Here is a 13192-nt window from a genome sequence, read left to right on the forward strand (position 1 = left end):
AGAATTTATACGCGTAATTCTAGAAACGGCGAGAACGGCAGGATGCGTGCGATGAACCAGAGCCCGATCACTAGCCCCACTGCCATGGGGGCATGTCGGAAATGCTCCCAATTGGGAATCCGCTTCCCCCATGATCGTGCGGTCCAGGCTAACCAGCTCCAAATCAGCAGGATGACGGCGAGGATCCCCACCGCGTTGTAGTGCAGTGCAGCGCCAAAGTCTCCCTGAACCAGCGCCTGGATCATGCGCATCGATCCGCAGCCGGGGCAGTTGAATCCGAATAGTGCCTTCGTGGGGCATTCTGGGATCGTCCCGCCCGGGGTCTGCGGATCAGCTGCGGCTATGGCGCAGCACGCACATACCGCTGCCGCGCCGACTGCCAGCGGCAGCAGCTTTTTGAAAGCACCAGTTCGAATATCGCCACCGGCGCCTGACCGCGTTCCTAGCGCCACAGCAGCAGCGCGTCGCCCTGACCGCCGCCGCCACACAGGGAGACGGCAGCCTTGCCGGAGCCGCGGCGCTTCAGCTCGTGCGCCGCGTGAACGACCAGGCGAGCACCGGAGGCACCGATCGGGTGGCCCAGTGAGATGCCGCCGCCGTGGATGTTGGTCTTCTCCAGCGGGTAGTCCAGGTCCTTGATGGACTGCGCGACAACGGAGGCGAACGCCTCGTTGATCTCCAGAAAGTCCAGGTCGCTGGCCTCCCAGCCGGCCTTCTTCAGCGCCGCGGCGGTAGCCTGCGACGGCTGGGAGTGCAGCTTGGTGTCCGGGCCGGCGGTCTGGCCGTACTCGCCCAGGGTGGCCAGGATCTCCAGGCCCTTGGCTTCCGCGTTCTCGCGGGTGGTCAGCACCAAGGCTGCCGCACCGTCGGAGATCTGGGAGGCAGAGGCGGCGGTGATGGTGCCGTCCTTCACGAAAGCCGGGCGCAGCTTCGCCAGTCCCTCGGCGGTGGTGCCGGGGCGGATGCCCTCGTCGGCGGAGACGGTCACGGTCTCCTTGCGGCCCTTGACCTCGATGGGGACGATCTCGTCGTTGAAGACACCATCGTTGGTAGCGGCCTCGGCCAGCTGGTGGGAGCGGGCTGCGATCTCGTCCTGCTCCTCGCGGGTGATGCCGCGCTCGGCGTTGCCCTCGTCCGTCTCCAGCCCCATGGCGGTGCCCTCGTTCGGATCGGACAGGCCGTCGCGCTCCAGGGAATCCTGCAGCACCAGTGAGCCGTAGCCCTTGCCCGCGCGCACGCCTGCGGCGACGTGCGGGGCGTTCGTCATGGATTCCTGACCGCCGGCGACAACGATGCTGGCATCGCCCAGACGGATCAGGCGGGAGGCGTTAATCACGGCATCCAGGCCGGACAGGCACACCTTGTTCACGGTCATTGCGGGGACGTTCATCGGGATGCCAGCGGCCACAGCGGACTGCTTCGCGGGGTTCTGCCCGGAGCCCGCCTGCACAACCTGGCCCATCAGCACGTAATCCACGGCATCCGCGGCCACACCAGAGCGCTCCAGCACGGCCTTGATGGTCTCTGCGCCCAGATCGACCGCGCTCTTCTTCGCCAGCGCGCCGAGCATGCGCCCCTGCGGAGTGCGTGCTGCGCCTACAACGACAATGTCCTTCGGGTCTTCCTGCAAGGTCATCTGATAAATCCTAACTTTCGAAACTAGTGGCGTCATCGCTTAAAAAAGCCTGCGTCGTGCCCTCAAGTATGGCACGAACGATGGCCCAGCGAGGCCGATTGGGGGTCTACCCCAGCGCCGTCCTAAACGGCACTGCGGTCTTTTCTTCTACCTCTTCTGTGGTGACGCCAGGTGCCAGCTCCACCAAGGTCAGCCCACCTTCGTCGCGGTCGAAAACCGCAAGGTCAGTGATGATCCGATCGACCACGCCGAGGCCGGTAGTCGGCAGCGTGAGCTCCTCGATGAGCTTCGGCTCCCCGGTCTTGGTGGTGTGGTCCATCAGGACGATCACCCGGCGCGCGCCGACGACCAGATCCATGGCGCCACCCATGCCCTTGACCATCTTGCCGGGCACCATCCAGTTGGCGATGTCGCCGCGGGCGTTGACCTCCATGGCGCCGAGGATGGCGACGTCGATCTTGCCAGCGCGGATCATGCCGAAGCTTAGGGCGGAATCGAAGTAGCTGGTGCCGGGCAGTGCCGTCACCGTCTCCTTGCCTGCATTAATGAGGTCCGGGTCGGCGTGGCCCGCTTCCGGGTAGGGGCCGATGCCCAGCATTCCGTTTTCCGATTGCAGGGAAACGGTCACGCCCTCCGGCACATAGTTCGGCACCAGGGTGGGCATACCGATGCCGAGGTTTACGTACTGGCCGTCCTCGAGCTCCTGGGCGGCACGGGCGGCCATTTCTTGCCTAGTCCAGCCGGTCATCGCACGGTCTCCTTTTCAATCATCTTGTCGGCTGCCTGTTCCGGGGAAAGCTCCACGATTCGGTGGACGAACACGCCGGGCAGGTGAATGTCGTCCGGGTCGAGCTCGCCGACCTCCACGACCTTTTCGGCCTCCACGATGCAGATCTTGCCGCTCATGGCAGCCAGGGGGTTGAAGTTGCGGGCGGTCTTAGCGAAGCGCAGGTTGCCGTCCTTGTCGGCGACGGCGGCGCGGACCAGGCCAAAGTCGGCGCGGATGGCGGTTTCCAGCACGTAGTCCTCGCCGTCGATGGTGCGGGTTTCCTTGGCGGGAGATGCCACCTCCACCTTGGTCTTGTCCGCCTGGTCGTACTTCCACGGCATGCCGCCCTCGGCGACGAGCGTGCCCACGCCGGTGCGGGTGAAGAAGGCGCCGATGCCGGAACCGCCGGCGCGCAGCCGCTCCGCCAGGGTGCCCTGCGGGGTGAGCTCTACCTCGAGCTCGCCGTCTAGGTATTGGCGGGCGAACTCCTTGTTCTCTCCGACGTAGCTGGCCACGATGCGGCGCAGCTGGTGGTTCGCCAGCAGCAGCCCCAGGCCGCGGCCATCCAGGCCGGCGTTGTTGCTAACCGCTTCGAGGTCTTTGACCTGCGTACGGCTGAGTTCCTCGAGCAGGACCTGCGGGATGCCGCACACCCCGAATCCGCCGACGGCCAGGGTGGCTCCGTCTTGAATGTCAGCGATTGCCTCCGCAGCAGTGCGCAGTTTTGAATGATGTGGCGCTGTGGTGCTCACGGTTTCTTCCTTTCTGTTTGGGCTGTTGCCTACTTCTGATAGATCCCGAGCAGCTCCACCGCGTGCTCGCGCAGCTCGACCTTGCGGACCTTGCCCGAAAGCGTCATCGGGAAGGAGTCCACGCACTCGACGTACTTCGGGATCTTGTGGCGGGTCAGGTCGCCAGCGCAGAACTCACGAACTGCTGCCTGATCCAACGGCTCGGCGTCCTCGCGCATGATGATGAAGGCCATCAGCTCCTCGCCGTACTTCTCGTCCGGTACGCCGACGACCTGCACGTCGGAGATGTCCGGGTGCGTCATGAGGAACTCTTCGATTTCCCGCGGGTAAAGGTTTTCGCCGCCGCGGATCACCATGTCCTTCGCTCGTCCCGTGATGCGTGCGTAGCCTTCCTCATCCATCGTTCCCAGGTCGCCGGAGTGCATCCAGCCGTCCTCGTCGATGGCGTCCGCCGTCTTACCAGGCATGTCCCAGTAGCCCTGCATCACCAGGAAGCCACGGATCAGGATTTCGCCCTGCTCGCCACGCTTCACGGTCTCGCCGGTCTCGGGGTCCACAATCTTCACTTCGATGTGCGGGTTGGGGCGGCCGACGGTGCCCACGCGCTTCTCGATCGGATCGTCCACCAGCGTCTGGTGGTTCACCGGCGAGGTTTCCGTCATGCCGTAGGCGATGGTGATCTCGTTGATGTTCATGATGTCCATCACCTGCCGCATCGTGCGGGTGGGGCAGGCGGTGCCGGACATGATGCCGGTGCGCAGGCTGGAAAGGTCATAGGTCTTGCCCTTGGCCTTAGCGTGTTCGATCTCGTCGAGCTCTGCCATGAACATCGTCGGCACGCCGAACAGGCTGGTGGCCTTGCCGTGTTCAACGGCCTCTAGCACCGACTGCGGGTTAAAGACCGGGCCAGCGATGATCGTCGTTGCGCCGTGGGTGATGGCACCCAGGTTTCCCATCACCATGCCGAAGCAGTGGAAGAAGGGAACGGGGATGACAACCTTATCCTGGTCGGTGTACTGCAGGGTCTCCCCCACCAAGTAGCCGTTGTTCAGGATGTTGCGGTGGGTCAGGGTGGCGCCCTTGGCCATGCCGGTGGTGCCGGAGGTGTACTGGATGTTGATGGGATCGTCCGGGTGCAGCTGCTCGCGCACCGGGTTCAGATCCAGGATCGCGTGGTTGGCCAGCTCGTCCCAGCGCTCGGAGCCGAAAAAGATCGTCTCCTTGTAGTTGTGGCGGCTGAACTGGCTTTCCGCAGCGTCGATCATCGCGCGGTAGTTCGAGTCCTTGAAGCGGCCCGCGGAGAACAAGCCCTTCACGCCGGATTGGCCCATGGCGTAGACCAGCTCCTTGTGGCGGTAGGACGGGTTGATGCAGACCAGAATCGCACCGATCTCGGCGGTGGCGAACTGCACCAGAGTCCACTCCCAGCGGTTGGGCGCCCAGATGCCGATGCGGTCGCCCTTGCGGTAGCCGGCGGCGTGCAGGCCGGAAGCCAGGCGCTGCACCTTGCGGTAGAACTCCGTGTACGTCAGGTGTACGTCACCGTAGAAGTCGATGATCGCGTCGTGATCCGGGTACTCGGCCACGATGCGGGCGAGGCACTGGCCGATGGTCTCGTCCAGCAGGTCCACGTCGGTACGTCCAACCTGGTGCGACAGGGTGGGGTCCAGATCCGCCGGGTCGGAAATAACAATCGGGCGGTCGTTGCGAGTCGGGGTAGTCATGGTTATCAACCTTTTCGTGGGAAAGGAATCTTGCGTTGAAGCAAAGTCGGGTGGGCGGGTGGAATGTGCGGGGTGAAGAAGCTGGTCAGCGAAAGGGGAACTAGCGAATCCTGGCGGCGATCACTTCGGCCTGGCGCAGCAGAGGCGCATCGATCATCTGGCCGTCCAGCGCGAACGCTCCGGAGTTCTCGGCCGCCCCTTCGATGACCCGGCGCGCCCAGGTGGCTTGCTCCTCGGTGGGCGCGTAGGCCTCGCGGATGACGGGCACCAGGCCGGGGTGGATCGAAACGGTGGCCGCGAAACCACTGGCGGCTGCGTCGATGGCCTCGGCGCTGGCGCCTTCCGTGTCCTTCGTGTCCGCGTGGATGGAATCCAGCGCCACGATGCCCGCTGAGGCCGCGTGCAGCAGCACCATTGCTCGGGTCAAGCGTGGGACCTCCCGGTAGCCTCCCGGGTGGCCGGACAGCCCGCCGCCGGGGGTGGGAACCTCTCCGGCGCCGTAGCGGGAGCTCGTCCCACCGAGTGCCGCTGTGAGGTCCTCGGCACCCCAGAACAGAGCCACCACCTGCGGGTCCGCGGCGATCTCCGCGAGGTTCACCACGCCCCTGGGGGTTTCAATCAGGGCGATCGCGCGAAAGTCTTCGGGAAGCGCCCGGCGGTTGGAGCCGGCGTCACCAAGAACAAGAGCGCTTTCCACCTTCGGCACCATCACAGTCCTAAACGGCGAGTCCGTGACGGCGGCAAGGTCTTCGGCGAAATCGGGCGAATCGATGGGGTTAATGCGCACGATGGTGCGTTCCGGATCGAGATCCGCGTGGATCACGTTTTTCCTGGCCTCGGCGCGGTTTTCGGCGCGGCAGCCATCCTCGAGGTCGAGAATGACCATGTCGGAACGGTCGGCGGCCTTAGCGAAGCGTTCAGGGCGGTCAGCCGGCGCGAACAGCAGCGCGGGGCCCTGTGGTAGCCATGCGGTGTTGGACACTTCGGTGTTAGACATCTTCACCCGAACCTTCCGGCGCGCACTGCATCAGCGTCTTGCGCGTGGCCTTGCACACGATGGTGCCGTCCTGGTTGCGTCCAATGTGCTCCAGCTCCACGATGCCCTGTCCAGGGCGCGACTTCGACAGTCGCTTACCCACGCAGCGCGTTTCGGCGTACAGGGTATCGCCGTGGAACATGGGCGCGGGGAAGGAAATCTCGCTGAACCCCAGGTTGGCCACGATGGTGCCCAGGGAAAGCTGGCTGACGGACAGGCCCACCACCGTGGACAGGGTGAACATGGAGTTCACCAGCCGCTCGCCGCGGAAGCCATCCTGCGTGGCGGCCCATGCCGCGTCGATGTGCAGCGGCTGGGTGTTCATGGTCATGGTGGTGAACAGGGTGTTATCCGCCTCGGTGACGGTGCGCCCAGGTTGGTGCCGGTAGACCACGCCCTCGGTGAACTCCTCGAACCACAGGCCGCGCTGCACAACTTCTTTTTCTGCGCTCATTGTCGCTGGTCTCCTATACTTTTCGCTTGCTTTCTGGTGCTCTTTTATTGACGCCTTCTCGTCCCCGCGCTGCGTAGAGGGCCCTACACGCCCAGGGCTCGGGCGATGAGCATTTGCTGCACCTCGGTGGTGCCTTCGCCGATCTCGAGGATCTTGGAGTCGCGGTAGTGGCGGGCAACGCGGTATTCGTTCATGAATCCGTAGCCGCCGTGGATCTGCGTGGCATCGCGGGCGTTATCCATCGCGGCCTCGGAGGCGACCATCTTGGCGATGGATGCTTCCTTGCTGAAGTTCTCCCCCGCGGCCATCTTCGCCGCGGCTGCGTACCAGGCCTGGCGGGCGGTCCAAGCGCGGGCTTCCATGCGGGCGATCTTGAAGCTGATGGCCTGGTACTCAGAGATCGGCTTGCCGAAGCTGGTGCGCTCCTTGGCGTAGCGCACGCACTCGTCCACACAGCCCTGGGCGGCACCCGTGGCCAGCGCGGCGATGGCGATGCGGCCTTCCTCGAGAATGGACAGGAAGTAGGCGAAGCCGCGGCCGCGCTCGCCGACGAGGTTCTCCTCCGGCACGCGGACGTTGTCGAAGGTCAGCGGGTGGGTGTCGGAGGCGTTCCAACCAACCTTGTTGTAGGAAGGCTCGGCGGTGAAGCCAGGAGTGCCACTGGGCACGATGATGGCGGAGATTTCCTTCTTCCCGTTCTCCCGCTGGCCGGTGACGGCGGTGGCGGTGACCAGGGAGGTAATGTCCGTGCCGGAGTTGGTGATGAACTGCTTGGAGCCGTTGATGACCCACTCGCCACCGTCGAGCTTGGCGGTGGTCTTGGTGCCGCCAGCATCCGATCCGGCTTCGGGCTCGGTCAGGCCGAAGCCCGCTAGGTTCTTGCCCGCCACCAGGTTGGGCAGGTAGGTCTGCTTCTGCTCGTCGCTGCCGAAGCGGTAGATCGGCATGATTCCCAGGGAGACTCCGGCTTCGAGGGTGATGGCGACGGACTGGTCCACGCGGGCGAGCTCTTCCAGTGCCACGCCGAGGGCCATGTAGTCGCCGCCCATGCCGCCGTACTCCTCGGAGATCGGCAGGCCGAACAGCCCCATTTCTCCCATCTGGCGGACGACGTCGTAGGGGAAGGTGTGGTCGCGGTCGTGCTGAGCGGCGACGGGGTCGACCACGCGGTTGGCGAAGTCCTCGACTGCGTCGCGCAGCTCGTGCAGCTCGTCGGAGAGGTAGGGGTTGCGGTTCTTGGTGCTCTGGCTCATGGTTTGGGTCCTCTTTCTGGGTTGGGTGTTTGGGTTGGACGTCTGGGATGGGTGCGTGGGTTAGGGAGATACGTGTGAAGTGAGGTTTCTAGCCGTCGGCGGTATCGGCGCTGTCGGCGGCGATGACCTCCGCCAGAACTTCTCCGGTGCCGACCTTCTGCCCGACGGCAGCGTGGATCTTGACCCGCCCGTCGCAGGTGGCCTCGAGGGTGTGCTCCATCTTCATGGCCTCGATAACGATCACGGGCTGGCCCTCGGTGACCTCGTCGCCGTCGGCAACTTCCACGGCGATGACCGTGCCGGGCATGGGGCTCAGAATGTCCGGCGACTCCTCCGAGCTGGCTTCCGCGTCGTTCGCAGTGCCGGAGAACACCTCCACCACGTGCGTGCCATGCGGGCCAGTGATGCTGCCGCTGGTAGTGGCGCTCCACTTCTCTGCCGGGCCGCCGTCGAAGGAGAGCCGCCATTCGGTGGCTCTGCCCTGCGGGTTGGCGACCACCTGGATGCTCCTGGTCTCGGCCTGCACCGGCGCGTCCTCGTCGTCACCGCTGGTCAGCGGAGTGAGCTGCACCTCCCAGCTACCGTCGTTGTACTCCGCGCGGGCTTCCACGGGCGCCGTGACACCACTCGGATCCGCCAGCACCAGCCGCAGCGGGGCGCGATGCCCAGCGCCGCGCCAGCCGTCGCGGGCGGTCCACACACTGCCCAGCGGGGTTGCGGTTGCCTTTGTTTCGGACGCCCCTTCGGCTCCGCCAGCCAACGTCCCAGCCAGGTGCAGCAGCGCGACGGCGAAGGTATCCGCGGGGACCTCCCGGGGCTGGAACTCTTCGACAATGGAGTCGAGCAGTCCGGTGTGCAGGTCTCCCGCCACGACCTCCGGGCGGGTGACCAGGAAGCGGTTGAAGTCGATGTTGGTGGTCAGTCCCTCGATGCGGGTGTGGGACAGCGCCTGATCCAGACGCTCGAGGGCCTCTTCGCGCGTGTCGGCGTGGGTGATGATCTTCGCCAGCATTGGGTCGTAGTCGGAGCTGACCTCTTGGCCCTCCACCACGCCGGCGTCCACACGAATCCCTTCCCCGCGCGGCCAGGAAAGACCCGTGATTAGTCCGCCGGTGGGCAGGAATCCGGCGGCGGCATCCTCGGCGTAGACGCGAGCCTCCACCGAATGCCCGTTGAGCTGCACGTCATCCTGCGTGATTGGCAAGGCCTCGCCGCGGGCCACGCGGATCTGCCATTCCACCAGGTCGCGGCCTGTAACCATCTCGGTGACTGGGTGCTCGACCTGCAGGCGGGTGTTCATCTCCATGAAGAAGAAGCGCTCGGGCTGCTTGGCGGAAACAATGAACTCCACGGTGCCCGCGCCGCAGTAGCCACAAGCCCTGGCCGCGTCGCAGGCAGCTTCGCCGATCTCCTGCCGGGTGTTTTCGTCCAGCAGAGCCGACGGCGCCTCCTCGATGACCTTCTGGTGGCGGCGCTGCAGCGAACACTCGCGCTCGCCCAGGTGGATTACGTTGCCGTGGGAGTCGGCGACGATCTGCACCTCGATGTGCCGGGGCGTGTCCACGAAGTGCTCCAGGAACAGCGTGTCGTCGCCAAAGGAGCTAGCGGCCTCGCGGCGGGCGGAAACTAGCGCGCTGGCCAGCTTCTCCGGCTCTTCGACCAGGTGCATTCCCTTGCCGCCACCGCCGGCGGAAGGCTTGATCAGCACCGGGAAGCCCACCGAGTCTGCAGCGTCGATGATCTCCTGATCCGTCAGGTTCGGCCGGGATATACCGGGCACGGTCGGCACGTCGCGGGATTCCACGGTGGCGCGGGCGGTGATCTTGTCGCCCATCTTGTCGATAGCCCCGGCGGGCGGGCCGATGAAGATAATCCCCTCGTCCTCGCAACGCTTGGCGAAGGTCGCGTTCTCCGAGAGGAAGCCGTAGCCGGGGTGGATGGCGCCGGCGCCGGTCGCCTTGGCGGCGTCAATAACCTTATCGATGTTTAGGTAAGACTCCGCAGCGGCGGCAGGGCCCAAACACACGGCCTTGTCGGCGGCGTGCACGTGCGGGGCGGCGGAATCCGCCTCGGAGTAAACGGCCACGGCCTTCAGCCCCATGCGGTGCACGGTGCGGATCACGCGCAGGGCGATCTCGCCGCGGTTGGCGACCAGCACCGTATCGAACGGGCCGGTAAGAGCATGTGTGTCACTCACGTCAGTATCTCTTTCTTGTGGTGGGTACGTAGGTAGCTTGAGCAGGAGTTACATGCGGAATACGCCGAAGCCGGTTTCCTCGCGCGGGGCCTGGGCGCAGATATCGAGGGCCATGGCGAGGGTGCGGCGGGTGTCCGCGGGGTCGATGACCCCGTCGTCCCAGAGGCGCGCGGTGGAGTACCAGCAGGTGGATTTCTCGTCGAACATCTCGCGGATGGGAGCCTCGAAGGCCTCTTGCTCCTCGGCCGACCATTCCTCGCCCCGGCGCTCGATCTGCGCGCGGCGGACGGTGGAGAGGGTCATGGCCGCCTGGGGGCCGCCCATCACCGCGATGCGCGCGTTCGGCCACATCCACAGGAAGCGCGGCGAGTAGGCCCGCCCGCACATCGAGTAGTTGCCCGCGCCGAAGGCAGCGCCGGTGACGACGGTGAGCTTGGGTACCGATGCGGTGGCCACGGCGTTCACCATCTTCGCCCCGTGCTTCGCGATGCCGCCCTCTTCGTATTGACGCCCCACCATGAAGCCGGTGGTGTTCTGCAGGAAGATGATGGGGATGTTCCGCTGCTCGCAGAGCTCGATGAAGTGTGCGCCCTTCATGGCGGCTTCGGAGAAGATGATGCCGTTGTTGGCGATCACTCCGACCTGGTGGCCTTCCAGCCGGGCGAACGTCGTGATGATGCTGTTGCCGTATTCGCTCTTGAACTCCGACAGGCTGCCCTCGTCACACAGGGTTTCGATGACCTCGTGCGCATCGTAGGGAATCTTCGGGTCGGTGGGCACGATGTCGTAGAGGTCCTCCTGCGGGCGCGGAGCCGGCACGGGAGTGCTGCGCTTCCAGGGGGTCGGCTTGGATTCCGGCAGGGTCTCGACGATGTTGCGCATGATCCGCAGCGCGTCCTCGTCGTCGGCTGCCAGGTGATCCGTCACGCCGGAGATACGAGAGTGCATCGCGCCGCCGCCGAGCTCCTCGGGGGTGACGTCCTCGCCGGTGGCGGCCTTCACTAGCGGTGGGCCAGCCAGGAAGATGGTGCCCTGGTTCTCCACGATGATGGTCTCGTCGCTCATGGCGGGAACGTAGGCGCCACCTGCCGTGCAGGAGCCCATGACGGCGGACAGCTGCGGGATTCCCTTGGCCGACAGGTTGGCCTGGTTGAAGAAGATGCGGCCGAAGTGGTTGCGGTCCGGGAACACGTCATCCTGCTGCAGCAGCATCGCGCCGCCGGAATCCACGAGGTAGATGCACGGTAGGTGGTTCTGCTCGGCGATCTCCTGGGCACGGAGGTGCTTCTTCACGGTCATCGGGTAGTAGGTGCCGCCGGAGACGGTGGCGTCATTAGCGGCGATCAAGCAGAGGCGACCACTAACGAGCCCGACTCCGGCGACGATGCCCGCCGCCGGCGCCTTGCCGTCGTACATGTCCTCGGCTGCCAGCGGCGCGATCTCCAGGAACGGGCTGCCGGGGTCCAGCAGCAGGCGGATGCGGTCGCGTGGCAGCAGCTTGCCGCGGTCGGTGTGGCGCTTGCGGGCCTTCTCCCCTCCTCCGGCCTGAGCACGGGCGAGGCGCTGGCGAAGCTCTTCGACGAGCTCGCGGTGGCTCGGGATTTCGCGAGCGGCGCCGCGGGGGTTGGCCGGATCTGTCGCTTGGGTGGTTGCAGTATCCACGTATGCAGCTCCTAGGAAGATGACGGAAGGTGGCGGAATCCGAGTGCCAGAGCGCCGTCGAGCGCCCCGCGCTTGAGATTCAGTTACAAGCGATTAACTAACTTGTTGCCGTCACCTTAAGTGACCTAGACCACTTTTGCTAGTGAATCTAAAAAGTTTCCCCTCTTTAACTACCCCCGAAAGCAGTACCCCGCCTTAGGCCAACCCCACAGCAGCGCGCGCCGCAGCCACCGTCTGCCGCCGCACCAACGCGGCAGAAGCCCAGCCGCGAGTCAACTCCGAGGAGTTAATCATTCCCATCCCCAGCTGCGCAGTGATGCGGCCCGCCTCTCCTTGTAGCGCGGATCCATCTCCCCCAGCGCCTCCGCAAACATCTTCAAATAGCTTCCCTGCGCGGAACGCACACGGCCACGACCCTCCTCCCCCATGCGGAAAAGCTCGCGGTTATGCAGGCGAATTAGCTCTGGCTGGGACAGCGCGAAGTCCACCTGGAAGTCAATCAGCACCGCCAGGCGCTCGCGCGGATCCACCAGGCCGTCGACGATTCTTCGCGCCTCGGAAAGCAGGTGCTCCGAAATGCCCGTCATCAGCTCCGTCAGGATTTCTTCTTTGCCGGAAAAATGCCGGTACACCGCCGGCCCGGAGACCCCCACGGCGTGCCCGACCTCTTCCAGGCGGGTTCCGTGGAACCCCTTATCGGACATGATCTCAGCAGCTGCGCGCAGCAGCTCCACCCGTCGCTGTTCTTTCGCCGCGGCACGCGCGGACAGTCCTTCTGTGGCGGGCTCGGCCAGATAATGAGAACGCATAACCAACACCCTACTGGTTAAGCGTCGCTAACTGAATACCTTCTGGGCGATTAGCAGGCTGCCTCCGGTAGGCTGTCCACCTTCGACCGCAGAAACTCCGCCGCCGCCGTCAGCTCCGCCTGCCCGGCCTCGTAACTGCCATCCGGGCTTTCCACGGCGATGGCAACGGCCACATAGCCCGAGCCCGCGCCATCAGACTTCGGGATCAGCCCAAACTGCCGCAGCCCATACGCGCCCGCGGCGTTCGGCCCCCAGCCACCCTTGAAGATCGCTCCCGGGATCGTCCCCAACCCATAGCCCCCGCCGTTGCCGATGTTGCCCATGGCGGAAACCACCGGCTCCGAACCCCGAATACACCGCAGGTGAGAGGCGAAATCGGCCTGCGCGCTCAGCGACCAATCGCTCTGCCCGAAGGAACTAAACCCCGGGCGCACCACCTGGGACTCCACCCGTGCACTACTGCTGCCCTCGCGGATCACCGCGCTAGTCGCTTCCGCAGCCTGCTCCGGGGATCCCAGCGAGCCCCATAGCGTTTCCGCCGCCGCATTGTCGGAGTGCTGGATCGCCTGTGTCATCGCGCCCTGCAGGCTCGGATCCTTCCGCAGCGCGGCGATCGCGATCGGCACCTTCGCGGTCGACCACGGAGCTACGGTCGTTTCCCCCGCGCCACCCATCCCGGCCACCGCGATGGCCGCTGCACCGTCGTAGCCGAGCTCTCCGTGCTGCTCTTCCTGCGGTTTTTCTGGTGCGGACGCCCCAGTGGTCGGTTGCGGACCACGGGACTTCGGCTTCTCGTCCTGTTGGGCTGGAGTGGACGGATCGGAGACGATGGCGTCATCCCTTTCCACTTCCCCAATCGTGCAACCCGCAACGGTCACGCTCGCAGCACAGAGCACGGCG

12 protein-coding genes are annotated in these 13192 nt (G+C 65.3%); all 12 read right to left on the reverse strand.

All coding sequences use genetic code 11. The annotated features are described in order from the left end of the window. Positions 1-5 precede the first annotated feature (5 nt). Complete coding sequence (locus HMPREF3166_RS10435) at positions 6-488, reverse strand: DUF2752 domain-containing protein (protein WP_371327261.1); 483 nt, start codon at positions 486-488, stop codon at positions 6-8. Continuing rightward, entirely contained in the window at positions 443-1636 is a 1194-nt protein-coding gene (locus tag HMPREF3166_RS05055; protein WP_070487955.1) for an acetyl-CoA C-acetyltransferase, read from the reverse strand. The genes HMPREF3166_RS10435 and HMPREF3166_RS05055 overlap by 46 nt, the downstream gene beginning before the upstream one ends. Before the next feature lie 106 nt (positions 1637-1742). Next, positions 1743-2384: a CoA transferase subunit B gene (locus HMPREF3166_RS05060; protein WP_034988126.1), complete on the reverse strand. Its 642-nt coding sequence runs from the start codon at positions 2382-2384 to the stop codon at positions 1743-1745. Beyond that, on the reverse strand, positions 2381-3157 hold the full coding sequence (locus HMPREF3166_RS05065) for a CoA transferase subunit A (protein ID WP_070487957.1): 777 nt from the start codon (positions 3155-3157) through the stop codon (positions 2381-2383). Before HMPREF3166_RS05065 ends, HMPREF3166_RS05060 begins: the two co-directional genes overlap by 4 nt. Positions 3158-3186: 29 nt before the next feature. Then, positions 3187-4881, reverse strand: a complete 1695-nt coding sequence (locus HMPREF3166_RS05070; RefSeq protein WP_070487959.1) for an AMP-binding protein — start codon at positions 4879-4881, stop codon at positions 3187-3189. A gap of 100 nt (positions 4882-4981) precedes the next feature. Further along, the gene (locus tag HMPREF3166_RS05075) at positions 4982-5878 is read right to left on the reverse strand and encodes an HpcH/HpaI aldolase/citrate lyase family protein (RefSeq protein WP_049049221.1); all 897 of its coding nucleotides are present in this window, start codon (positions 5876-5878) and stop codon (positions 4982-4984) included. Beyond that, a complete protein-coding gene (locus HMPREF3166_RS05080; protein WP_035004506.1) occupies positions 5871-6371 on the reverse strand; it encodes a MaoC family dehydratase in 501 nt (166 codons plus the stop codon). Before HMPREF3166_RS05080 ends, HMPREF3166_RS05075 begins: the two co-directional genes overlap by 8 nt. 83 nt (positions 6372-6454) lie before the next feature. Next, positions 6455-7624, reverse strand: a complete 1170-nt coding sequence (locus HMPREF3166_RS05085; RefSeq protein WP_005293707.1) for an acyl-CoA dehydrogenase family protein — start codon at positions 7622-7624, stop codon at positions 6455-6457. An 88-nt stretch (positions 7625-7712) separates the two neighbouring features. Further along, a complete protein-coding gene (locus HMPREF3166_RS05090) occupies positions 7713-9821 on the reverse strand; it encodes an acetyl/propionyl/methylcrotonyl-CoA carboxylase subunit alpha (RefSeq protein ID WP_070487961.1) in 2109 nt (702 codons plus the stop codon). Between the two features lie 48 nt (positions 9822-9869). Then, the gene (locus tag HMPREF3166_RS05095) at positions 9870-11483 is read right to left on the reverse strand and encodes an acyl-CoA carboxylase subunit beta (protein ID WP_370642231.1); all 1614 of its coding nucleotides are present in this window, start codon (positions 11481-11483) and stop codon (positions 9870-9872) included. 290 nt (positions 11484-11773) lie between these two features. Continuing rightward, positions 11774-12292, reverse strand: a complete 519-nt coding sequence (locus HMPREF3166_RS05100; protein WP_246816931.1) for a TetR/AcrR family transcriptional regulator — start codon at positions 12290-12292, stop codon at positions 11774-11776. A gap of 50 nt (positions 12293-12342) precedes the next feature. Continuing rightward, positions 12343-13140 carry a hypothetical protein gene (locus tag HMPREF3166_RS05105; protein ID WP_246816932.1) on the reverse strand — a complete coding sequence of 266 codons (798 nt, stop codon included), beginning with the start codon at positions 13138-13140 and terminating at the stop codon, positions 12343-12345. Positions 13141-13192: the final 52 nt, after the last annotated feature.

The organism is Corynebacterium sp. HMSC08A12, from assembly GCF_001807485.1.
Taxonomy (GTDB): domain Bacteria; phylum Actinomycetota; class Actinomycetes; order Mycobacteriales; family Mycobacteriaceae; genus Corynebacterium; species Corynebacterium evansiae.

Coding starts and splice junctions, on each gene's coding strand:
- HMPREF3166_RS05075 (WP_049049221.1), bottom strand. CDS start 5,878: ATGTCTAACACCGAAGTGTCCAACACCGCATGGCTACCACAGGGCCCC.
- HMPREF3166_RS05060 (WP_034988126.1), bottom strand. CDS start 2,384: ATGACCGGCTGGACTAGGCAAGAAATGGCCGCCCGTGCCGCCCAGGAG.
- HMPREF3166_RS05070 (WP_070487959.1), bottom strand. CDS start 4,881: ATGACTACCCCGACTCGCAACGACCGCCCGATTGTTATTTCCGACCCG.
- HMPREF3166_RS05080 (WP_035004506.1), bottom strand. CDS start 6,371: ATGAGCGCAGAAAAAGAAGTTGTGCAGCGCGGCCTGTGGTTCGAGGAG.
- HMPREF3166_RS05055 (WP_070487955.1), bottom strand. CDS start 1,636: ATGACCTTGCAGGAAGACCCGAAGGACATTGTCGTTGTAGGCGCAGCA.
- HMPREF3166_RS05100 (WP_246816931.1), bottom strand. CDS start 12,292: ATGCGTTCTCATTATCTGGCCGAGCCCGCCACAGAAGGACTGTCCGCG.
- HMPREF3166_RS05085 (WP_005293707.1), bottom strand. CDS start 7,624: ATGAGCCAGAGCACCAAGAACCGCAACCCCTACCTCTCCGACGAGCTG.